Source organism: Nocardia sp. NPDC056000 (assembly GCF_042269265.1).
Lineage (GTDB): Bacteria > Actinomycetota > Actinomycetes > Mycobacteriales > Mycobacteriaceae > Nocardia.
The window spans coordinates 14,340-36,148 of sequence record NZ_JBHJXS010000023.1; the positions used below are offsets into that span (position 1 = coordinate 14,340).

General features: G+C 65.9%; 21 protein-coding genes. 9 read left to right on the forward strand and 12 right to left on the reverse strand.

Going from position 1 to position 21,809, the window contains the following annotated elements:
- Positions 1-13: 13 nt before the first annotated feature.
- Genes ACFC4D_RS44520 through glf form a run of 3 tightly spaced genes read right to left on the reverse strand, consistent with a single transcriptional unit; the run spans position 14 to position 3,770 of the window.
- Positions 14-589, reverse strand: coding sequence for a phosphatase PAP2 family protein (locus ACFC4D_RS44520; RefSeq protein WP_364637108.1), 576 nt, complete (start codon positions 587-589; stop codon positions 14-16).
- Positions 586-2,550, reverse strand: a complete 1,965-nt coding sequence (locus ACFC4D_RS44525) for a glycosyltransferase (protein WP_376072909.1) — start codon at positions 2,548-2,550, stop codon at positions 586-588. The genes ACFC4D_RS44520 and ACFC4D_RS44525 overlap by 4 nt, the downstream gene beginning before the upstream one ends.
- Before the next feature lie 23 nt (positions 2,551-2,573).
- On the reverse strand, positions 2,574-3,770 hold the full coding sequence (gene glf / locus ACFC4D_RS44530; protein WP_375961812.1) for a UDP-galactopyranose mutase: 1,197 nt from the start codon (positions 3,768-3,770) through the stop codon (positions 2,574-2,576).
- A gap of 270 nt (positions 3,771-4,040) precedes the next feature.
- Here glf and ACFC4D_RS44535 point away from each other — a divergent pair, with 270 nt between their 5' ends.
- Entirely contained in the window at positions 4,041-5,261 is a 1,221-nt protein-coding gene (locus ACFC4D_RS44535) for a hypothetical protein (RefSeq protein WP_376072773.1), read from the forward strand.
- 18 nt (positions 5,262-5,279) lie between these two features.
- Here ACFC4D_RS44535 and ACFC4D_RS44540 read toward each other — a convergent pair whose 3' ends face one another.
- Both ACFC4D_RS44540 and ACFC4D_RS44545 read right to left on the reverse strand, forming a co-directional pair.
- Positions 5,280-5,924 carry a hypothetical protein gene (locus tag ACFC4D_RS44540; RefSeq protein ID WP_376072776.1) on the reverse strand — a complete coding sequence of 215 codons (645 nt, stop codon included), beginning with the start codon at positions 5,922-5,924 and terminating at the stop codon, positions 5,280-5,282.
- A gap of 137 nt (positions 5,925-6,061) precedes the next feature.
- Positions 6,062-6,817 carry a MerR family transcriptional regulator gene (locus ACFC4D_RS44545; protein ID WP_376072779.1) on the reverse strand — a complete coding sequence of 252 codons (756 nt, stop codon included), beginning with the start codon at positions 6,815-6,817 and terminating at the stop codon, positions 6,062-6,064.
- A 181-nt stretch (positions 6,818-6,998) separates the two neighbouring features.
- Between ACFC4D_RS44545 and ACFC4D_RS44550 the strand changes: the two genes are divergently transcribed.
- Entirely contained in the window at positions 6,999-7,730 is a 732-nt protein-coding gene (locus ACFC4D_RS44550) for a S1 family peptidase (RefSeq protein WP_375961801.1), read from the forward strand.
- A 63-nt stretch (positions 7,731-7,793) separates the two neighbouring features.
- Here the strand turns inward: ACFC4D_RS44550 and ACFC4D_RS44555 are convergent, their stop codons facing one another.
- Together ACFC4D_RS44555 and ACFC4D_RS44560 are read right to left on the reverse strand one after the other, a co-directional pair.
- Positions 7,794-8,432: an NAD(P)-dependent oxidoreductase gene (locus ACFC4D_RS44555; RefSeq protein WP_376072782.1), complete on the reverse strand. Its 639-nt coding sequence runs from the start codon at positions 8,430-8,432 to the stop codon at positions 7,794-7,796.
- A 30-nt stretch (positions 8,433-8,462) separates the two neighbouring features.
- A complete protein-coding gene (locus tag ACFC4D_RS44560; RefSeq protein WP_376072785.1) occupies positions 8,463-9,389 on the reverse strand; it encodes an EamA family transporter in 927 nt (308 codons plus the stop codon).
- A 103-nt stretch (positions 9,390-9,492) separates the two neighbouring features.
- On the opposite strand from ACFC4D_RS44560, the gene ACFC4D_RS44565 reads away from it, so the two are divergent.
- Entirely contained in the window at positions 9,493-9,993 is a 501-nt protein-coding gene (locus tag ACFC4D_RS44565) for a MarR family winged helix-turn-helix transcriptional regulator (protein ID WP_376072788.1), read from the forward strand.
- Positions 9,994-10,014: 21 nt separating this feature from the next.
- Here ACFC4D_RS44565 and ACFC4D_RS44570 read toward each other — a convergent pair whose 3' ends face one another.
- A complete protein-coding gene (locus ACFC4D_RS44570; RefSeq protein WP_376072791.1) occupies positions 10,015-10,425 on the reverse strand; it encodes a hypothetical protein in 411 nt (136 codons plus the stop codon).
- A 217-nt stretch (positions 10,426-10,642) separates the two neighbouring features.
- On the opposite strand from ACFC4D_RS44570, the gene ACFC4D_RS44575 reads away from it, so the two are divergent.
- The gene (locus tag ACFC4D_RS44575) at positions 10,643-11,227 is read left to right on the forward strand and encodes a hypothetical protein (protein WP_376072794.1); all 585 of its coding nucleotides are present in this window, start codon (positions 10,643-10,645) and stop codon (positions 11,225-11,227) included.
- A gap of 98 nt (positions 11,228-11,325) precedes the next feature.
- On the opposite strand, the gene ACFC4D_RS44580 is transcribed toward ACFC4D_RS44575, so the two are convergent.
- Positions 11,326-11,739 (reverse strand): hypothetical protein, encoded by a 414-nt coding sequence (locus tag ACFC4D_RS44580; RefSeq protein ID WP_376072797.1) that lies wholly within the window; start codon positions 11,737-11,739, stop codon positions 11,326-11,328.
- Between the two features lie 146 nt (positions 11,740-11,885).
- Entirely contained in the window at positions 11,886-12,221 is a 336-nt protein-coding gene (locus ACFC4D_RS44585; RefSeq protein ID WP_375961723.1) for a winged helix-turn-helix transcriptional regulator, read from the reverse strand.
- A gap of 99 nt (positions 12,222-12,320) precedes the next feature.
- Between ACFC4D_RS44585 and ACFC4D_RS44590 the strand changes: the two genes are divergently transcribed.
- A complete protein-coding gene (locus ACFC4D_RS44590) occupies positions 12,321-13,148 on the forward strand; it encodes an MBL fold metallo-hydrolase (RefSeq protein ID WP_376072800.1) in 828 nt (275 codons plus the stop codon).
- A 4-nt stretch (positions 13,149-13,152) separates the two neighbouring features.
- On the opposite strand, the gene ACFC4D_RS44595 is transcribed toward ACFC4D_RS44590, so the two are convergent.
- Positions 13,153-14,400: a SpoIID/LytB domain-containing protein gene (locus ACFC4D_RS44595; protein ID WP_376072803.1), complete on the reverse strand. Its 1,248-nt coding sequence runs from the start codon at positions 14,398-14,400 to the stop codon at positions 13,153-13,155.
- Between the two features lie 171 nt (positions 14,401-14,571).
- Here ACFC4D_RS44595 and ACFC4D_RS44600 point away from each other — a divergent pair, with 171 nt between their 5' ends.
- Positions 14,572-16,902: an N-acetylmuramoyl-L-alanine amidase gene (locus ACFC4D_RS44600; protein ID WP_376072806.1), complete on the forward strand. Its 2,331-nt coding sequence runs from the start codon at positions 14,572-14,574 to the stop codon at positions 16,900-16,902.
- A 101-nt stretch (positions 16,903-17,003) separates the two neighbouring features.
- Here the strand turns inward: ACFC4D_RS44600 and ACFC4D_RS44605 are convergent, their stop codons facing one another.
- Positions 17,004-17,804: an HAD family hydrolase gene (locus ACFC4D_RS44605; protein ID WP_376072912.1), complete on the reverse strand. Its 801-nt coding sequence runs from the start codon at positions 17,802-17,804 to the stop codon at positions 17,004-17,006.
- 210 nt (positions 17,805-18,014) lie between these two features.
- Between ACFC4D_RS44605 and ACFC4D_RS44610 the strand changes: the two genes are divergently transcribed.
- The 3 genes from ACFC4D_RS44610 to ACFC4D_RS44620 are packed head-to-tail and all read left to right on the forward strand — an operon-like array spanning position 18,015 to position 21,801.
- Entirely contained in the window at positions 18,015-18,992 is a 978-nt protein-coding gene (locus ACFC4D_RS44610) for an ABC transporter permease (RefSeq protein WP_375961712.1), read from the forward strand.
- Positions 18,989-19,930, forward strand: a complete 942-nt coding sequence (locus ACFC4D_RS44615) for an ABC transporter permease (protein WP_375961710.1) — start codon at positions 18,989-18,991, stop codon at positions 19,928-19,930. Before ACFC4D_RS44610 ends, ACFC4D_RS44615 begins: the two co-directional genes overlap by 4 nt.
- A complete protein-coding gene (locus ACFC4D_RS44620; protein ID WP_376072809.1) occupies positions 19,927-21,801 on the forward strand; it encodes a dipeptide ABC transporter ATP-binding protein in 1,875 nt (624 codons plus the stop codon). Before ACFC4D_RS44615 ends, ACFC4D_RS44620 begins: the two co-directional genes overlap by 4 nt.
- Positions 21,802-21,809 lie beyond the last annotated feature (8 nt).

The window sequence follows — 21,809 nt, forward strand, 5'->3', positions numbered from 1 at the left end:
TCTTCCTGCGCGGTCACTTCGCGAGTCTCTTTTCGGCGGCAAGCACTACAGCGGCTGATGCGGCGCCCAGCGCGGAACCGGCGAGCACGTCGGATGGGTAATGCACCCCGAGGACGACCCGGGACAGCAGCATCGGCGGGACGAGCACCGCGGGCAAGGGTAACCCGGTGAGCCTGCCGAGCAACACAGCCGCTGCCGTCGTTGATGTCGCGTGCGAGGACGGGAAGCTCAGCTTGCTCGGCGTCGACACGTTGACCTGCACGGATGGATCATTCGGGCGCGGACGGCGAACAACCCGCTTGATCACCACCGAGGCGGCGTGCGCACCGAACGCGCCGACGGCGACCCCGGCCCATTCGCGGCGGCGCGGCTTGTCCACGAGCGCGCCGACCGCGGCGATGCCGATCCAGCCGAGCGAATGCTCACCGAAATGCGACATACCGCGCGCGGCCTTGATGACCGCCGGATTGCGGCCGATGGTGCCCTGCACCAGGTTCAGGATCTTCACCTCGGGCGGGGCGGCCGGAGCCGGAGCGTCCGGAACCACATGCAATCCGCGGTCGGACTCGGCGGCCTGGCTGGCGGTCATTTGCTCCCGTTCCCTGAGTTGTCGATCCCGAAGGTGTTCTCCCACGCGGACTTACTGGTGAGATGCGAATGCGCCGCACGATACTGCTCGCGCACCTCGGGGAAGCGCTCGGCCAGCTCCTTGCGCAGGCGCATGGCCTCCTTGAAGAGTTCGGCGGCCTTGCGCGGATCGCGCTTGCGGTAGACGACGCCGCGGCCGTCGGCGGTGGTGACGGTGACGCCGTCCACCTGGGACAGCAGGAACCAGCGCGCGTCCAGGGTGGGGACGTTCAGCTGCGGGGTCTCATGGTGCGCGGTGTTGGCCTTGCGGAAGTTGTGCACCACGCCCTTGCCGAGGCGGACGATCTTGGCGAGCGGGTTGCCCGGTTCGCCGACCGCACCGACCTCGGCGCGGCTGGCCATCGGCAGATCGGTCGACGACGGCACGACCACCGCGTCCGGGTATTCCTTGCGCATGGCATGCACCTTGCCGAGCGCGGTCGGCAGCAGTTCGAACAGCTTGTCCGGACCGGCGAGGTAGTCGCGGATCGCCTCGTTCTGAATGGCGACCGTCGAATACTCCAGGCACAGCAGGTGTTTCAGCGTCGCCTTGATGGTGTTGATGACCATCGGACGGCCGTCGTTGGGCAGGTGCAGCGAGGCTACGACCAGGCGATTGCGCAGGTGGAAATACGCCTGCCAGTCGATGGCGTCGTCCTTGTCGCTCCACGCCATATGCCATACGGCCGCGCCCGGCAGGGTGACGGTCGGGTAACCGTGATCCCTTGCGCGCAAACCGTATTCGGCATCGTCCCACTTGAGGAACAGCGGCAGCGGCTGCCCGAGCTCCTCGGCGACCTGACGCGGGATGACGCAGGTCCACCAGCCGTTGAAGTCCACGTCGATGCGGCGGTGCAGCAACTTGGAGTTGTCGCGGTCGCTGAGCGGATTCTTCGAGAAGTCGTGGTCGTACTCGACATTCGGGGCCGCGGTCCACATGAAGATGGACCGATCCACGATCTCGCCCATGACGTGCAGGTGCGAGCGTTCCTGCAGGTTGAGCATCTGCCCACCGGTCAGGATGGGGGACTTGGCGAATCGCGAGAACGCGAGCGCGCGCAGAATGCTGTCCGGCTCGATCTCGATGTCATCGTCCATGTAGACGATGTACTCGGCATCGGTGGTCTTGAGCGCTTCGTACATGACGCGGCTGTAGCCACCGGACCCGCCCAGGTTGGGCTGATTGTGGATGGCGAGCCGATCACCAAGGGGCAGTGCGGCTTCGGCGAATCCGGGCTCGTCGACAACCTTGCGATTGCCCTGATCCGGAATGATGACGGCCTTGATCTTCTCCAGCACGAGCGGGTCATTGCCAAGCGCGGCAATGGTTTTCACCGCATCGGTGGGCCGGTTGAAGGTGGGCATGCCGACGGCGATGCTGCCCTCGCCCGGAGCCTCGATGGGCGCGTACCAGCCACCGCTGCGCACCTCGACCGCGCTGTCGGTGGTGATGTCGAACCAGATCCAGCCGCCGTCCTCGAACGGGCCCAGATCCACCTCGAACTCGACGGCTCCGGTCCCGTGCGCACCGAAATCAGCATCCGTCATCCCGGCATGGTTCTGGCCGGGATCCACCCCGAACTCAGAGCCCTGCACGTGGATTCGGGAACCGTCCGCCTTGGAGCGGTACACGTCCACGCGGCCGTGGCCGGACAGTTCCAGCCGCAGCACCACGGATTCGAGAATGCTCCAGCGCCGCCAGTAACTGGCGGGCACGGCGTTGAAGTAGGTGCAGAACGACACCTCGGACTCCGCGCCGATGGACAGCGAGGTCCGGGTGGGCGCGTGCGCCCGCTTGGCATTGGTGTCGGATTCCTCGAGGTACAGCTTGCGCACATCGAGGGGCTCACCCGGCCGCGGCAGGATGATGCGCTGCAGCAGCGATTTGGCGCGGGTCGCGGTGTTGGACTCTTCCGGGGTCATCTCTTCCAGCGTCGCTTGTGCGGTCATTCGGCGGTGTCCACCAGGGGTGCGCCGGACTCCAGGTGCGGGCGCAGCACATTGTCGAACATGCTGAGCGCGGCACCGATGGCCATATGCATGTCCAGGTACTGGTAGGTGCCCAGGCGTCCACCGAAAAGCACCTTGGCGGAAGCGGTTTCGGCCTTGGCGCGCTCGCGGTAGGCGAGCACCTTGGCGCGGTCCTCGGGGGTGTTGATCGGGTAGTACGGTTCATCGCCGGTCTGGGCGAAGCGCGAGTATTCGCGCATGATGACCGTCTTGTCCGTGGGGTAGTCACGCTCGGGGTGGAAGTGGCGCGGCTCGATGATGCGGGTGTAGGACACGTCGCCGTCGTTGTAGTTCATCACCGAGGTGCCCTGGAAGTCACCGGTTTCCAAGACCTCGGTCTCGAAATCGATGGTGCGCCAGCCGAGTTCGCCTTCGGCGTAGTCGAAGTAGGCGTCCAGCGGTCCGGTGTAGATGACCGGGGCGTCCGGGTTCTGTGCGCGGATCTCGTCGCGGACGTCGAACCAATCGGTGTCGACGCGCACCTCGATGAGATCGCTCTCGGCCATCTTGGTCAGCCAGGCGGTGTACCCGTCCTTGGGCAGACCCTCGTAGGCGTCGTTGAAGTACCGGTTGTCGAAGTTGTAGCGCACGGGCAGTCGGGTGATATTGCCGGCGGGCAGGTTCTTGGGGTCGGTCTGCCACTGCTTGGCGGTGTAGTCGCGAATGAACGCCTCGTAGAGGGGACGGCCGATCAGGGAGATCGCCTTCTCCTCGAGATTGGCGGCGTTCTTGGTGTCGATTTCGGCGGCCTGCTCGGCGATCAGCGCGCGGGCTTCCTGCGGGCTGAAGTAGCGGCCGTAGAACTGGGAGATCAGGCCCAGTCCCATCGGGAATTGGTAGGCCTGGCCCTTGTGCAGTGCGAAGACGCGGTGCTGGTAGCCGGTGAACTCGGTGAACTGATTCACGTAGTCCCACACCCGCTTGTTGGAGGTGTGGAAAAGGTGGGCACCGTACTTGTGGATTTCGATGCCGGTCTCAGGCTCCGCCTCCGAATAAGCGTTACCACCCAGGTGGTAGCGGCGTTCGACCACCAGGACCCGCTTGCCCAGCAGGTTGGCGGTGCGTTCGGCGATGGTCAGCCCGAAGAAGCCGGAGCCGACGACGATGAGATCGAAGGGGGATGCGACGGTCACGGGAGCCCAGCGTAGTGGAAGAAGGTATTGCCGTGCGTGGGCTCCGGTATGCGGGGTTCGGGGGGCTCCGAGGATACGACCGAAATGGGCGGTGGTCATCCCGGTGATCGGGATGGGTTGTCGAGGTATTTGCTCAATATTCACCGAAGTAGGGACAGGCGCTTCACCGGCGCTGTATTACATACGCACCAGACTGAACGCCCGTCCAGTTTGTTGCCGTGAGCGCATCAGCGGCCGTGCCCATACGCTCGACCCGGAAGACCTATCCACATGCGGTTTCATCGCCTCGCCCCCTTCGTGGGCGCACTCACCCTCTCGGCCGTATTGGGCACCGCCGCCCTGATTCCGGCCGCCGCTCCGGCGCACGCCGATACCGAAACCCTCGCGACCATGCCGGTCGCCGCATCCCCCGGCCTGTGTGGCAACGGGGCGGCAAGCTTCGACGACATCGCCACCAATGCCGCCACCGCGATCCGCACCGTCGTTCCCGCAGGTCAGCTGACCGCATTCGATCAGCAGGTGAATGATTTCCGGCAGACCATCGCCGATGTCCATGTGCACCGGCGCGGACTGCCCAGCAGCCCGGTGGGCGCGGGCGACCGGCTCGAATTCCTCGATGATCCGATCGTGTCCTACCTGGTCAACAGCCTTGACGCGATCCGCACCGGCACCATCGACAAGACGGTCTCGCTCTCCCAGGTGACCGTCGCCGATGTGGTCGAGGTGTTCATCCTCGGCACCCGCATCGTGAAGATTCCGGCGCAGCTGGCCGCCAGCCTGGTCCCGACCGCGGGCTTCATTCTCAAGCCGATCGTCGGCGCGATCTTCAACGGCGTGAAGTCCCTGGCCCGTGCCGTACAGGCGCAGCTGGTGCGAAACTGCGACGCGCCCAACGCCTATGAGAAGTTGCGGCTGGAACTGCCCGATGAGCACGTCGCCGTGCCGCAGCCGCTGCTGGATCTGGCGAATCAGCTGGTCAAGGCCGACGGCGCCTGCACCCCGCTGGCCGAGCTCAAGACCTCCGATCTGGTCGAGCGTTCGCGCGCCTTCCTGACCCAGACCGCCGGACTGCCGGTCGATCCCGCCGCCGTACAGGCCAATGCCGATGCGCTGCAGGGGTTCCTGCGGGACAACCGGGTCGCGGACATCGTCACCATGCGCCGCATCGAACAGCTCGGCCCGCTGGTGAACGCCATGGACTACGGCCCACTGACGTTCCTGGCGAACCTCGGTTTCGACATCTACGAGGGCAAGGCGCTCAATACGGTCTCGCTGGCGGATGTGAAGGTGGAGAACGCCTTCGACCTGATCACGCTGACCCTGGACACCACCAGCCTGCTCATCACCGTGGGCAGCACCATCGCCGGTTTCACCGGTGTGGCCTCCACCATCACCACCCCGCTGGGCATCGCGCAGACCCTCGCGTTCGCGCCGACCACGTACGGTATGCCGATCCTGCGCGGCGTCATGCAGTCCATGTGCGCCGCTTGATCATTCAGGCGTGATCCTTCAGGCGTAGGGGTAGGGCATATAGCCCTGCGGGATCGCCGGCGGCGGATTCTTCGCCGCGGCGATCCAGCGGCCGGTGGGCGGTACCGCGGCGAGTACGAGGATCAGCAGGCCGATCGCGAGCCCGATGAGATCGGGGCTCTCCGGGCTCTCGGCCAGGCCGACGAGGCCGCCGATCAGTGCGAGCGAGGTGATGGCGATCAGCATGACGCGCCCGGCCGTCTTGCGGGCGAGCAGTAGTAGCGCGGCGACGAACCACAGCACGCCCATCACCAGGACGAGGACCCCCAGGCCGATCGCGACGGTGACGTCGTCGTCGAACGATGAGCTCTCGTAGTCCGTGTTGTAGTGGCTTGATCCGAAGGTCGCGCCGATGAGAATGATGCCGAGGCCGGCCAGTCCGGCCAGCACCGCGACAAGGATCGACAGCACCGCGGCGGCAATGGCGGTCGCGCCACTGGGCGGCGGCTGATAGCCGGGATATCCCGGCTGTGGATACGCGTAACCCTGTTGGGGATAACCCGGTTGGGGATAAGCGGGCTGTGCATAACCCGGCTGCTGATAGGTCGGCTGTGGATATCCCGGCTGCTCATATCCGGGCTCCCCCTGCCACGGATTCTCCGGCGGTCCGTACGGATAACTCATGGTCCCTCCCCATTTCGATGGCGGGAACTCTACCGCGCGGCACCGACACCGGCGATGCCATATTCGGTGCGTGTGACCTGTAAAGCAGCAACCCCTTCCGATGCCATGACACCGAAAGGGGTTGCGGTATTACCTGATTACAGTCGCGCGGCGGCATACGCGACCATCGCGTCCCGGACGAACTCGGTGGTGCCCGCGCCGTGCCGGTCGTAGTTCTCCGCGAATCGCGGGTCCGCGACATACATTTCACCGAGATTGGTGAAGTACTCCGCGTTCGGCCGCTTACCCTGCCAGCCGATGGTGACCCAGTCGAAGTGGCGCTGCACGATGGCCTGCACCTCGTCGCTGTCGACCGTCAGCCCGGCGGCGCGCGCCCGGCCGTAATCGGCGGCGATATCGAGGTGGGCCCGCATATGCGCCTTCTTGTCGGCGTCGCTCATGGACCGCCACCAGCGGTCGCCGCTCTCCCAGGCGTCCTTTCCCCACCTCTCGATGACCTCGTCCTTGTACTTGCTGTTGTCGAATCCGTCGAACACTTCGTCAGCCATGAGTGGCTCACCCGCTTCCGTTTTCCGCAATGTGGTGTGCACCGAGGCGATTTGCCGTGCGATCCGGTCCTGCTCCTGTTTCAGCAATTCCAGATGGGTCCGCAATGCGGCGGCGGTGTCCTTCTCTCCCGCGAGCACTTCGCCAATGGCCGGTAATCCCAGCCCGAGCTCGCGAAGCAGCAGGATCCGCTGCAATCGAACGAGAGATTCCTGGCCGTAATAGCGATACCCATTGGCCCCCACCCGGGTCGGCGTCAGCAGCCCGAGCTCACCGTAATGCCGCAGCGTGCGACTGGTGGTCCCGGCGGCTTTGGCCAGATCCTGGATAGACCATTCGGTAGCCATCCCGTCCTCCCTTGTTCACCTCGATGAATTCAGCATGCAAGTTGACGTAGCGTCAAGGTCAAGCCTAAGTCAGGAACGAACTTGCTTCAGTGATCCGGCGCATGACACGATCGCCCGGCGTGATGGCGGAGACCGGTATACATCGCGTCGCTCGAATTCTTTTCCGGGGGATGAGGAATCAATGAAGGTAACGGGCCGCGCCCGAATGCTGTCCTGGGCTGCCGCGGTCGTGACCGCGCTGAGCGCCTCCGTACTGTTCACCGGGACGGCCGACGCCGCTCCCCCGGTGACGCTCGGCGGGGGCTCGGGTATCTATGTCGAGCAGCTCGACGATCCGAACAGCACGGCCGACTGCACGCTCACCACCATCGGTTACGACCGGGACGGACGGCTGGTCGGATTGACCGCCGGGCACTGCGGTGAGGTCGGCGCGCGGATCGCCGCCGAGTACACCCGCAGCGGCGGAATCGGCGTGATCGCGAACAAGAGCGCCGGAAACGATTGGGCGGTAATCGTTTTCGACCCGTCCCGGGTGAACCCGACCAAGCAGGTCGCACAGTCGGTGATCAACACCGTCGGCGGCCCGCCGAATGTCGGCGATATCCCGTGCAAGAACGGCCGCACCACCGGTTACACCTGTGGCCCGGTCTGGCAGTCCACCCCGAACTGGTTCCGCAGCCAGGTGTGTGCCAACCACGGTGACTCCGGCGCACCGGTGATCCTGGGTGATCGCCTGGTCGGAATGGTCGTCGCCGGAACCGATTTCGACGCCGGGCCGATCTCGATCGAACTCCCCGCCTGCAAGGGCGCGGGCGATCTGATCCACGAGCCGGAGCTGTCCACCACCATTTCCATGGTGCTGGCCGATATCGACCGTCGCGGCGGTGCGGGTGCGGGCTTCCGCCCCTTCTGATCTCGAAATGCGAAGCGCGGCCCCCGGTCTCATGACCGGGGGCCGCGCTTTCGTTGGGGGACTTCAGTATCCGGCCGTGAACCGGATGCGGTGATGCTTGGGATTCTCGGCCTCGTCGAGCAGGACGACCGCGAGGTCTTCCATCGAGATCACCGAATTGCCTTCGTGATCCTGTAGCAGTTCACCCGCTCCGATCCGGTACGCGCCGGTGCGCTCGCCCGGTTCGAGCAGGGCCGAGGGGCTGACGTAGACCCAGTCGACCTCGGTGTCGGCCTGTTGGAAGACGGCGAGCTGATCATTGCAGGCGGTGGCGATCGGCATGAGTTCGGCGGGGAAGCCGGGCTGTTCGGTGAGGATGGCATCGGTGCCGGGGACGATGAGGCTGCCCGCGCCGCCGACGACCAGCAGGCGAATATCCTTGTCTGCCAAAGCTTCCAGCAGTGCGGCGGCGACCTTGGGCAGCTGCTGTTCATCGCCGAGGCCGGGCCGGGTCGCGCTGATCACCAGATCGCTTCCGGCGACGGCGGTTTCGATGTCCTCGGGGTTGGTGGCGTCACCCGCGATGATCGTGGCCGCCGCGGGCAGTCCGCGCACTTTGCCCGGATCGCGGGAGACGGCGGTGACCTGATGTCCGCGGTTGATCGCCTCGGCCACGACGCGGCTGCCGACTCCGCCGGTGGCTCCGAAAACGGTGATACGCATGGCTGCTGAACTCCTTCGATGGGTGGTGGATCAGGCCGCGACGCGCGCGGTTTCCTTGACCGGTTCGGTGACGGGCTTGGGAGCGCCGGCGGTCTGCCCGAGCAGGGTGCCGCCGAGTGCGATGACCATGCCGAGCACCTGCAGCGGTGCGAGTGACTGCCCGAGGGCGATCCAGCCGATGATGGTGGCCGAGAGCGGGCTCAGCAGGCCGAGGAATGCGACCGAGGTGGCATTGGCGCGGGCCAGTCCGCGGAACCAAATCGCGTATGCCAGAGCGGTTCCGATGAGTACGAGGTACAGGTAGCCGCCGATGGCGCGGGCGTCCATGGCGGGCGGCATACCTTCGATGGCGAAGGCGATCGGCAGCAGCATGATGCCGCCGGCGATGAGCTGCCACGCGGTCATGGCCAGCGGTTTCACGCCTTCGGGGCGGCCCCAGCGCTTGGTCATGACGGTGCCCGCCGCCATGGAGGCCGCGCCGCCGAGTCCGGCGATGACGCCGATGGTGTCGAGTGCGGCGGTGGCGCGCAGCACCACCAGTCCGACGCCCGCCATACCGATAACGGCCGCAAGGATTTTCCGGACGGTCAGCCGCTCGTTCAATGCCAGGGCGGCGAAGCCGAGCGCGACCAGCGGCGCGGCCGCGCCCAGTACCCCGGCCACACCACCCGGCAGCCGGTAGGCGGCGAGGAAGAGCAGCGGCATGAACGCACCCATGTTCAGCACGCCGAGAATCCCTGCCTTCCATACCCATTCGCCGTGCGGCAGCTTGCGGGTGATCGCGAGCAACAGCAGTCCGGCGGGCAGCACGCGCATGAGCGCGGTGAACATGGGCCGGTCCGGCGGCAGGAATTCGGTGGTTATCGCATAGGTGGAGCCCCACACCAGCGGGGCGAGCCCGGTCAGAGCCAGGGTCGCGGCGGTTCCGGAGACGCTGGGGCGGGTCACGATGGTCATCTCTAGCTCCTCATTGATAATCTCAACGTTGAAATAAAACCACTGAGATACCTCAGCGTCAAGTATCTTCACGTTGAGATTATTTCCATTGAGAGGAGCGCCGGTGCCCGACGCCGTCGACCAGATCACCGCCGCCTGGCGAGAAGTACGCCCCGACGTGGACGTTTCCCCCATGGAGATCGTGGCCCGCATCAACCGGCTGTCCCACCTGCTGGAGCGCGAACTGGCCGAGTTCTTCCGCGATCACGGCCTCGAGTTCTGGGAATTCGACGTCCTGGCCACCCTCCGCCGCTCCAACGACCCCCGCGGCCTGACCGCGGGGGCATTGAACAAGGCCGCCATGCGCACCTCCGGCGCAATCACCAACCGCATCGACCGCCTCACCGCCAAGGGCCTGGTAGCCCGCATCCCCGACCCCGACGACCGCCGCGCCATCCGCGTAAACCTCACCCCCGAGGGCCTGGCCCTGGTCGACAAGGTCCTCCCCCTCCACATGATCAACGAGGAACGCCTACTCGCCGCCCTCTCCCCCACCGACCGAGACCACCTCAACCCCCTCCTCCGCACCCTCGCAATCTCCCTCGGCGACACCTCCCTCACCTGAAAACACCTGGAAGGACGGCCTTTACACGGCGTCGAGCGCCTCGGCGATCTTACGCGCCATCGCGGTGACGACGGGACTCGGCGCACCCTTGCGCGCGTGAGTCGCGGCCTCGACCGCGACCAGGACGGTGCTGCGGAAGTTGTCGGCCTCGGCCGGTGACTGCCGCTCGAGGATGGCCATCGCCGCGGTCAGGTTGGGGAACACATGCTCGGCGAATTCGGCTACGGTCTTGCCCGGCAGCACGATGTCCCGGGACTTGGCCGACAGCACGTGGCCGACGACCCCGGTAGCCGAGGTCAGCGCGATCGAAGCCTGCGCATTGCCCTTCGCACCGGCAGCGGCCAGCAGGGAAACCGCACCGTACGCGGCACTGCGAAGAACGCTCTTGTCCTGATCGGTCAGGGTGACGGTGGCGACGGTGGTGACAGACATTTCGTGTACTCCTCGAAATCGTTGTGGCGCTTACCCGAACCGGTTCGGCCCGGGCTGCTTTGTTCGATGTACCTACTTTGTCCGACCCACCTGACACCGCCCTGACGCACGGCTGACACGTCCACTGACACCGCGGAGTCCGGTACCCGGCGACACAGGAGCGGTTATGGCACAACGGGATTCCGGGTTGTCGGACCCTTCTGAGAAGCTCTCTGGCATGAGTTCAGGATCGTCTGCGGATGTGGCGGGCAGCAGTGTGTTCACGGCGGTTACCGGGTCGGGGATGCTCGCGCTTTGGGATCCGGTCAGCTTCGCGCACGTCGTGGATTACGACGGGTGGGAGGTGGAGTTGCTCGAGGATGAGCCGGTTGGGGAGCATATTCAGACTGGGAAGCTGGTTCCGCTGAACATCTTGGCCGACGGGCGATTCGGGGTGCTGGTGCGGGTGGACGCGACCGGTGCGGCCGAGCTCACCGCGCGGGAGCGCAAGTATCTGCAGGAGTCTTCGGAGCCGTATCTGTTCCGGTCCACGGGGACCGCCAAGGTAAGTGGGATCGAGAGTGTCGGCGCTTTCGATGACACCGAGGCGTCGGTGGCGGATATAGTCCCTACCGAAATCGACCTTCCCGCAGGGGATTACGCAGTGACCGTGCACCTTCTCGATTGGGAGGCGGAGCCCGGGGCGATGGATGACGAGGGTGATGCCACCCCATCCGCGCTTCCCGATTTCGTCGTCCTGATCGAACCCGCCGCCGGGCAATCCTTCAGAACCGCGATCGAAACCTTCGATGACATCGATTGATCGGCTTCGAGGCGACGACGGCTTCGGACAGCAGGAAAGCCGGCCATGGGTCCGGAAGGACCGCATGACCGGCTTATGTTGTGCCGCAACGAGTTTTGTTATGCGTCGAGAGCCTCGGTGATCTTGTTCGCCATGGCGATGACGGCGGGGGCCGGGACGGACTTGCCGGCGTGGAGGGCGGCTTCGACGGCTACCAGAACGGTGGCACGGAAGTTGTCGGCCTCGGCCGGGGACTGGCGTTCCAGGAGGGACATGGCGGCGGTCAGCGCGGGGAGGACCTGGTCGGCCAGGTCGGCGACCGTCTTTCCGGTGAGGTGGATGTCCTTGGACTTGGCGGAGAGGGTGTGGCCCACCAGGCCGGTGGCCGAGGTGAGGGCGATGGCGGCCTGGGCGTTGCCCTTGTGCGGGGCGCCGGCGGCGGCGAGAAGGGAGACCGCACCGTAGGCGGCGGTGCGAAGAGTGCTCTTGGCTTCGTCGGTCAGGGCGACGGAGGCGATGGTGGTGTTCGACATGGTGTACTCCTCGAAAGCTGTTGTGGCTGACCGGAACCCTGTTGTTCAGGTCGTCTTGTTCGATGTACACACTTTGTCCGGGCGAACTGACATGCCTCTGACACTCAGCTGACACGAGAAGCGTCGTGGTGACTGTCGTTTGGCGGTTACTCGCCCACCTGGTTCTGCACCGCCCAATCGCAGATCGCGGCGAGGGGTTGTTCCAGGGATTTGCCGAGGGTGGTCAGGGCGTATTCGATGTGCTGGGGAGCCGTCTCCTTGTAGACGTGCCGTTCGACCAAACCGTCGGACTCCATCGAGCGCAGGGTTTCGGTGAGCATTTTCTGGGTGATGCCGGGGAGGCGGCGGCGGAGGTGGGCGTGGCGGTGCGGGCCGTCGAGGAGGGCGTAGATCAGCAGGATTCGCCATTTGGACGAGAGGCGTTCCAGGGCTTGGCGGGTGGCGCAGGATTCTTCGAGGACATCCGGTATCACCAGGGGCATGGGGGCTCCCGGGGTATGGGCACTTGAAAGTGCCTTCTGGCGGCGGGTGGTGGGCGGTTCTAACTTCGTCTTCACCGTAGTGGAGAAGGGAAGAACACCATGTCGCAGGAATTTCAGGTGCACACGTTCACGGCCGGGGAGAACGGCATTTTCGTGAATGGATACCTGGTGGAGACGGCGGAGGCGGTCGTGCTGATCGACTCCACGCTGCTGGTCTCCGATGCGCACGCGCTGAAGGAGAAGATCGCGGCGATCGGCAAGCCGGTGGCGGCGGCGTTCGTGACGCATCCGCATCCGGACCACTTCAATGGGCTGCCGTACGTGGTGGCCGAGGAGACGCCGGTGTACTCGACCGCCGCCGTGGCCAAGGTGATCGCGGACAGCGCCGATGCCAAGCGGGCGCAGTGGGGTCCGACCTACGGGGCGGAATGGCCGGATCGGTACCGGGTGCCGGAAACCCTGGTCGAGAGCGGATCTGCCATCGAGATCGGCGGCGTGCGCGTGACCGTGCACGAGATCGGTCCGGGTGAAAGCCATTCCGACAGTTGGATTCTCGTGGAGAGCGGGGAGCAGCGGGTCGCGTTCATCGGGGATCTCGCGTTCTGCGGTGTGCACTCCTATATGACCGACGGGCATTCGGCCGAATGGCTGGCGGCGCTGGAGCGACTGAGCACCGAACTGGGCGGGCTGACGCTGTACCCCGGACACGGACCCGCCGGGGATATCGGGATTCTCGCCGAGCAGCGGAAATACCTGGTGGCGTACCGCGAGGCCGTTGACCGACTGCGCGACGGAGCGGATTCGCTCACCGACGCGCAGAAGGACGAATTGTCCAGCCGCATGGCGGAATTCGCGCCGGACGCGGGCCTCGGCTGGCTGGTGCCGCTGGGGGCCGACCCGGTGGCCGGTGAACTGGCGGCGGAGTAGCGGGTCAGAAGGGCGCCGCGGGTGGGGTCGGGGTGGAGGCGGTGCTGGGGGCGATGGTGTTGCCGGGGATGACGGGTCCGGTGGTCGGCCCCAGGGTTCCCGGAACACCGAAATGGCTTGCGGGGGAAAGGCCGCGGTTCGGGCGGGGCTGCGGTGCGAGCATATCGGCGAGGCTTCGCAGGATCGCGCCCGCCGGATCGTGCGGCGCGGCCGGGTTGGAGTAGCCCGGGTCCGTGCCGGACGGATTACCGAGGGTCGGATCGGTGTACGACGGGTCGGTGTAGGTGGGCACCGTCGGGTCGATAAGTGTTGGGGCGGATTGGAATTCGCTCAGCGCGGGGCCGACTTCGAGATTGTCGATACTGGGAATGCCGCCATCGGGCGCGGCGGAGTACTCGGCGCGCAGGACATGATTGTCGTGCACCAGCACCTGCCCGGCCGTGGACTGCACGGCCGCCGTGGTGCGCGCGTCTTCCTTATCGGTGCCCGGATATGCCTGGCAGTCGGTGGTATCGCAGGTTTGCGCATACGAGTACCGCTGTTCGGCCAGCACATAGGACCGGGCCGCGATCGCCTGTGCGCGAAGGGCTTCCGAGCCGCCCTCATCCGCCCAATTGGGCACCATCTCGGCGGGCACGACCCCGAGCAGGTAATCCTCGAGGTCGACCTCGTTGACCACGCGACTGGAATTGCCGTCCAGCGTGACACCGAGCACGCCACGGTAGTTGGATCCCTCGCAGAGCTCGAGGTGTTCGTCCTTGGGCCGGTTACTGCCGTTCTCCAGCGGATACGCGTACGGATCGTCGGTCGTTCCCTCCCACAGCACCGCGCCATCGCAGCCCTGGGTGATGGTGACGTCCGCGCCCGCGGCGGTCGGCGTGAGATGCGCGGCCTGGCCCGGAACCACCCGGCGGCCCGCGACATAGAGACCCGTCTCGGATTCGACATCGAGGGTCTTGTCGTCCAAACCCATGAGCCGGACGCGGACCGGCACCGAGGCGAGGGTGTCGAGCTGCGCGCCCGGGTAGTAGTGCGCCAGGATCGTCTCGGCGGTATTGCCGCCGACGGCGCGATCGAACGCGCCGTTCTGACTCAGCCCGCGGCCGTGACCCGGACTGTTGACGAATTCGTACTCCTCGTCCGGCCAGGCCCAGAGCAGGCCCGCGGTCGCGCCACCCAGGGTGCACGCGGCGACCGATAAGGCTAGTAGGCGGCGCCGTCTCCGGCGTTGATGTAGATGCCCGTTCGGCATGTCATACCCATTCTGTCGATAGCCGAAGCTACATTCGAGTTACCGAAAGCTAATCCTCAACCACACGTTCAGGGATTGTGACAGTTGGGACTAGTGTGATCGTTGGTTCGCCGGGAAGCAACCCCGGGCCCCGGCGATCCGCAACGGTTTTACGTCGAATGGGAGCTGCTCGTGCCGTACCGCCGAACGAAACACTCGTATGTTCTCCCGGTTGTCACCATCCTGGCGATCACGACGCCGCTCGGCATTCTGGCGCTGGGAGACTCTCGGGACATCATGCCCACCGACGCAAGCAATCCGGCAGCAATACCAGCGGAAATGGCCGAGGTCGCACTCGCCTCCGCACCCGATCTGGTGCTGCCGCTCCGTGAACTGACCGGGATGAACCTGCCCGATCTGCATCTCTCCGATCTGCGCATGCTGCCGCTGCCGGCGTCGATCCACATTCCGCCCGGGCTCGCGCCGGGGCTCGGCTTACCCAGCGAGATACCGTTACCGCGACTAGGCAGGCCCGGTATGCCGGGCGCAGGAAACTATGTAAACCCCGGCGGCGCACCAGGATTCATCGCCGCCCCCGGCCCCGAGGTACCGGGCGCCGATACCGGAAACCCCTCCCCCGCACCGAAACCGGTGCAGAAGCCGGACCTCACCGGCGATCTCAATACTCCCGCCCTGGCCCCCAATGCCGTGCCGAACGAGCTGGTCAACAAGGTCGGGGCGCAGGTCAAGGAACTCAGCCGGGACACCCCGTTCAGCATGGTGGCGCTCACCGCGCCCGAACTCGTGGGGACCACCGCGTACATTCGCGCCAAACGCTCCGATGGCGGCTGGGGACCCTGGTACGACAGTGAAGCCGTCGACACCCCCGCCAAGAAGCCGGGGCGCACCGGCACCGAACCGATCTACGTCGGCAAGACAAAATCCGTGCAGATCCTGGTGACCAAGAAGAACACCGGGCGCGCGGTGGCGGCTCCCGTGGATCCGCCTGCGGCACAGGATGTTCCGGCGAATCCGGCACCCGAGGCCGCCCCCGGAGCCCAGGCCGCCCCGGAGCCCGCGCCCAACGCGCCCGCCAATCCGGAGGCTCAGCCCGCGCCCGCGGCCAACCCCGACGCGCAGCCGGTGCCGAACGCTCCCGCGAACCCGGACACGCTGGCCACGCCCGCGCAGCCGGAGGTCGCGCCATTCACCGATCACGGTGATCCGGCCCAGATCAACCTGGAGAAACTCGCCGCCATCCTCATCGATCCGGGCCGCGGCGCGGCCGATGAGAACCTCAATCGGGTGGCCGCGCCGCTGCCCGGCGGCGGACCCAAGGTGATCAGCCGCGCGCAATGGGGTGCGGACGAATCGCTGCGCTGCGAGGAACCCACCTACGACGACGCCGTCAACGCCATCACCGTGCACCACACGGCCGGGCGCAATGACTACACCGCCTCGGAATCCGCGGGCATCGTGCGATCGATCTACGCGTATCACGCGAAGACCTTGGGCTGGTGCGATATCGGCTACAACGCGCTGGTCGACAAGTACGGGCAGATCTTCGAAGGCCGCTTCGGCGGACTGGATCGGCCCGTCGAGGGCGCGCACGCGGGTGGATTCAATATCAACACCGCCGGTGTGGCGTTCATGGGCAATCACGAGGAGGAAGCGCCCACCGAGGAAGCCATGCAGGCCATGGGCAATTTCATCGGCTGGCGCGCCAAGGTGGCCGGGATCGATCCCGAGGGCAAGACCACCATGTACTCCGAGGGCAGCGATTACACGCGCTATCCGCTCGGACAGGCCGTGAAACTGCCGAATGTGTTCGCGCACAGGGATGTCGGCAACACCACGTGCCCGGGCGATATGGCATACGACCTGATGGACCGGATTCGCTCGCTCGCGGAGAATGTCGCGGGCAAGCCGAGCGGTCCCCCGCCCCCGCAGCAGCAACGGCCGACGCAGACTCGGCCGCAGCGCAATGCGGGGAATCAGCAACAACCGCAAAGCAATCCGAGCAGTGAGGCCGATCTGGCGACGCTCGCGGATCTGACCACCAAGCTGCTCGGGATGCTCGAGACCAGTCCGGTGGCCAAGTACTACGAGGCGTCCGGTGGGCCGAACGGTCCTATGGGACAGGCGAAGTCGGAGCCGATCGCGACCGCGAACGGCGGGCAGTACGCGCAATTCGTGAACGGATACGTGTACTCGACGCCGGATGGGCAGGCGTTCGCGGTGGTCGGGAAGATCCTGGAACGGTTCCTGCAATTGGGAGCGGGGACCGGGGCGCTCGGGCTGCCGACCAGCGGGGAGTACCCGGTGCAGGATGGGGTGCGCACCGACTTCCAGAACGGGTCGCTGATTTTCAGTCAGATCACCGGGATCGTCACGACGGTGCTGAAGAACCTCGGCGCCGGACAGGGTCAGGGGCCCGCGCCGATTCCGGCGATGCTGGGCAATGGGCAGCAGGCGGATCCGATTCCGGCTGCTGCCATACCGGAAGCTGCTGCGGGGCAGTAGGTTTCAGGGATTGATGCGATTGGCCGGGTTTCCACGCGACAGGTGTGGATCCCGGCCAAAAGCATGCCGGGATGACGGGAGGGCTGCACTCGCCGGAAGGGTCAGAGCCACCAGCGTTCGAGGATTTGGGCTACGCCGTCTTCGTGATTGGCGGGGGCGACTTCGTCGGCGGCGGCTTTGGCTTCGGGGTGGGCGTTGCCCATGGCGACGCCGTGGCCTGCCATTTTGAGCATGGGGACGTCGTTGGGCATATCGCCGAAGGCGATGATGGTGGCGTGCTGGACGCCGAGTCGCTGGGCGACGCCGGCCAGGCCGGTGGCCTTGGTGACGCCGGGGGCGGACAGTTCGATCAGGCCGTTGTCCGTGGAGTAGGTGAGGTCGGCGCGGCCGGTGAGGTGGGGTTCCAGGATGGCGCGCATGTCGCCGCTGGTCATGCGGGGCAGGCGGATGAGCATTTTGATCGCGGGGGACGCGATCACTTCCGCGCGCGAGACCTCGGTGTCATCCGGGTTCAGCCAGGCATGCTCATATTCGGGGGAGCTCACGAATTGCGGGGTGGCGGCGTCGTGGGCGGTCGCGCCGACCCGCTCGGCGGCGAGTCCGCAACCGGGAAGCAGGGTTTCGGCCAGATCCGCCGCCCAGGCCAGGGTCTCCACATCGAGGGTTCGGCTCGCCAGGATTCGATCCTGCGCGCTGTCGTAGATGACCGCGCCGTTCCCGCATACGCACAGCGGCGCGTAACCGAGTCCGTCCACCACCGGATCGATCCACCGGGGCGGGCGACCGGTCGCCAGGACGAAGGGCACGCCGTCCGCGATGAGGGCGTCGATCGCGGCTTTGGTGCGCGGTGTCACCTGCTCACCATTGTCGATGAGGGTCCCATCGACATCGGTCGCGACCATCTTGGGTTTGGGCAGGTGGAAGAGAGTCACCTAGTCCATCCTGCCTGAAATCCGAGCCCGGAATGTGCAGCCCGGGTGAATTGCCCGGCATTGGCTGATCCTCGTTACCGCCCCGATGCCCTGCTCGTTATCCGCCACTGCGCTCCGTAACGCACGGTTATCCACAGGACTCCCTATGATCTGCACAAGAACTCGACCCGAGAGGGACTGATGGCCGGCTTTCTCCTGCGACGCGCACTGAACTATGTCGTGCTGCTCGTGCTGGCGTCGTTCCTGGTTTTCACCGTGGCGTCACTCACATTCACGCCGCTGGACTACCTGGAACAGCGGAATCCGCGACCGCCGCAATCGGTCATCGACGCCAAACGCGCCGAGTTGCATCTCGATGATCCGATCCCGCAGCGATATCTGGCCTGGGCGGGCGGGGTCGTGCACGGCGACTTCGGCAAGACGCTGCCGGGACAGCCGGTCAGCGAGGAGTTGCCGCGGCGCATCGGCGTCAGTCTGCGACTGCTGCTCATCGGATCGATCGTGGGCAGCGTGCTCGGTGTGCTGATAGGAGCCGCGAATGCCATCCGGCAGTACAAGTTCAGCGATTATTTCAGCACCATAGTGTCGCTGCTACTGCTGTCCACACCGGTGTTCCTGCTCGCGACCCTGTTGAAATTCGGTGCGCTGCAGATCAATCAGGCCACCGGCGAGCAGATCTTCCTCTATACCGGTGAGACCTCCGCGACGCAGATCCACGGCCTGTGGAATCAGCTGGTCGATCGCGCGCAGCACCTGTTCATCCCCACCCTCGGCCTGGCACTGGGCGCGATGGCCGGATACAGCCGGTATCAGCGCAATGCCATGCTGGATGTGCTGAGCAGCGATTTCATTCGCACCGCGCGGGCCAAGGGCCTCACCCGGTCCCGCGCCCTCTACAAACACGGGCTGCGCACCGCGCTGATACCCATGGCCACCCTGTTCGCCTACAGCCTCGGCGGACTCATCACCGGCGCGACCTTCACCGAGAAGATCTTCGGCTGGCACGGCGTCGGTGAGTGGATCGTCAACGGCATCGGCGCGCAGGACATCAATATCGTGCTCGCCTCCACCCTGTTCACCGGCATCGTGGTGCTGCTGTCGGGCCTGCTGTCCGATATCGCGTACGCGCTGCTCGACCCCCGGGTGCGTGTGGGATGACCGAAGTCGAGACCATCATCCAGGGTGCGCCGAACCCGGTGGGACGCCGCAAGCTGGTGATCCGCCGGTTCCTGCGCAACAAGGTGTCGGTGGCGGCATTGATCGTGCTGGCGCTGGTGTTCGTAGCCGCGTTCGTGCTGCCGCATTTCGTGCCGTACTCGTACACCGATATGGATCCGGACCTCAATCAGAAGCTGAAGCCGCCGAGCTCCAAGCACTGGTTCGGCACCACGCTCTCCGGTGAGGACGTGCTGGCGCAGACCCTGCACGGTTTGCAGAAGTCGCTGATCATCGGTTTCTGCGCGGCGTTCCTGTCCGCGGTGATCGCGACCATCGCGGGTTCGCTCGCGGGTCTGCTGGGCGGCTGGACCGATCGGGCCATCATGTGGCTGGTCGACCTGCTGCTGGTCATCCCCAGCTTCATCATGATCGCGCTGTTCGCGCCGAAGACGAAGGGCAACAGCTCACTACTGCTGCTCACCGTGCTGATCGCCTTCTTCGGCTGGATGATCAGCGCGCGCATCATCCGCGGGCTCTCGATGAGTCTGCGGGAACGCGAATTCGTGCGCGCCGCACGGTATATGGGCGCGTCGACCTGGACGGTGATCACCACGCACGTGGTGCCGAACATCGCGTCCATCCTGATCATCGACACCACCCTCGCGGTCGGCGGCGCGGTCATGGCCGAAACCGGTTTGAGCTTCCTGGGTTTCGGTGTGCAGCCGCCGGACATCTCGCTGGGCTCGCTGATCGGCCGGTACAGCTCGTCGGCGCTGAACTATCCGTGGACCTTCGTATTCTCCGGCGCGTTCCTGGTCACGATCGTGTTGTGCACCAACCTCATCGGTGACGGCCTGCGCGATGCGTTCGATCCGAGCGCCAAGCGGGCGCGCGCCAAACAGCGTGGCAAGCGCGCCGACCGAAAGGCCGAGGCATGAGCGAGACCGCCCCGGAGTCGACCGAGCGGCGCACCACCGCACCGCTTCTGGAAGTCTCCGATCTGAAGGTGTCCTTTCCCGGCGAGGAAGGCCGGGTGGATGCCGTACGCGGGGTGAACTTCACCGTCAACGACGGCGAGGTCGTCGCCATCGTCGGTGAATCCGGTTCCGGTAAATCGGTGTCCTCCATGGCGATCATGGGCCTGCTGCCGGAACAGGCGCGGGTGCGCGGTTCGATCCGGCTGCGCGGGCGAGAATTGCTGGGGCTCGGCGATAAGCAGATGTCCGAGCTGCGCGGCAGCCGCGTCTCCATGGTGTTCCAGGACCCGCTGTCCGCGCTGACGCCGGTCTATCGCGTCGGCGATCAGATCGCGGAAGCCCTGCTCGCACACCGCAAGATGAGTAAGCAGGAGGCGGCCGCCAAGGCGATCGAACTGCTCGAGCTCGTCGGCATTCCGGATCCGACGGTGCGCGCCAAGGCTTTTCCGCACGAGTTCTCCGGCGGTATGCGCCAGCGCGTGGTCATCGCCATGGCCATCGCCAACGATCCCGAACTCATCATCTGCGATGAGCCGACCACCGCGCTCGATGTCACCGTGCAGGCACAGATTCTGAACCTGCTGCGCAAGGCACGCGATATCACCGGTGCGGGCGTCATCTTCATCACCCACGATATGGGCATCGCCGCCACCCTCGCCGATCGCGTTGCCGTCATGTACGCCGGACGGGTCGTCGAAACCGCCCCGGCCGCAGAGCTTTTCCACGCACCGCGGATGCCGTACACGGTCGGGCTGCTCGGCTCGATTCCGCGCATCGACGGTCCGCCGCGCGCACCGCTGATTCCCATCGTCGGCACCCCGCCCGCCATGCACGACCTTCCGGCGGGCTGCCCGTTCGAACCGCGCTGCCCGGTCTCGGTCGAGGACTGCCTGGCCGCCGAACCGCCGCTGCGCGATACCGGCCCCGGACATCGGGCCGCGTGCATCCGCACCGAGGAGGTGGGCAGTGACGCGCTGTTCACCGCCTACCGCAGGGAGATCGACGCACCACCCGAGGAGACCGAGGTCGACGCCTCGCAGGTGGTGCTGAAGGTCAAGGAACTGCGCAAGACCTTCCCCATCACCAAGGGCGTCATCTTCCAGCGGCGCACCGGCGAGGTGAAGGCCGTGGACGGAATCAGCTTCGAGGTGCGCGCGGGCCGCACGCTGGCGCTGGTCGGTGAATCGGGTTCGGGCAAGTCGACCACGCTGACCCAGATCATGGATCTGGTGAAGCCGGAGAGCGGCAGCATCGAAATCCTCGGCAATGACGTGACCGCGCTGACCAAACAGCAGCGGCGCGATATCCGGCGCAAGATGCAGATCGTGTTCCAGGACCCGTCGTCCTCGCTGGACCCGCGCCTGCCCATCTCCGATGTACTGGCCGAACCGCTGCGCATCGACGGCCGCTCCCGCGAGGAGATCAACCGGCGGGTGCCGGAGTTGTTGCGGCAGGTCGGATTACGGCCGGAGCACGCCGACCGCTACCCCGCGGATTTCTCCGGCGGGCAGAAGCAGCGCATCAATATCGCGCGTGCCCTGGCGCTGGATCCCGAACTGCTGGTGCTGGACGAACCCGTGTCCTCGCTGGACGTCTCGATTCAGGCGGGTGTGCTGAATCTGCTGCGCGACCTGCAGGCCGAGCGCGGGCTCTCGTATCTGTTCGTCTCACACGACCTGTCCGTGGTGCGTAATCTGGCGCACGACATCGCGGTGATGTATCGCGGACAGATCGTCGAATACGGCCCGGCGGAACGCATTTTCGCCGCTCCCGAACACGAGTACACCCGCGCGCTGATCGACGCGGTACCGGTTCCGGCGACCACCCGATAGGAGCGATG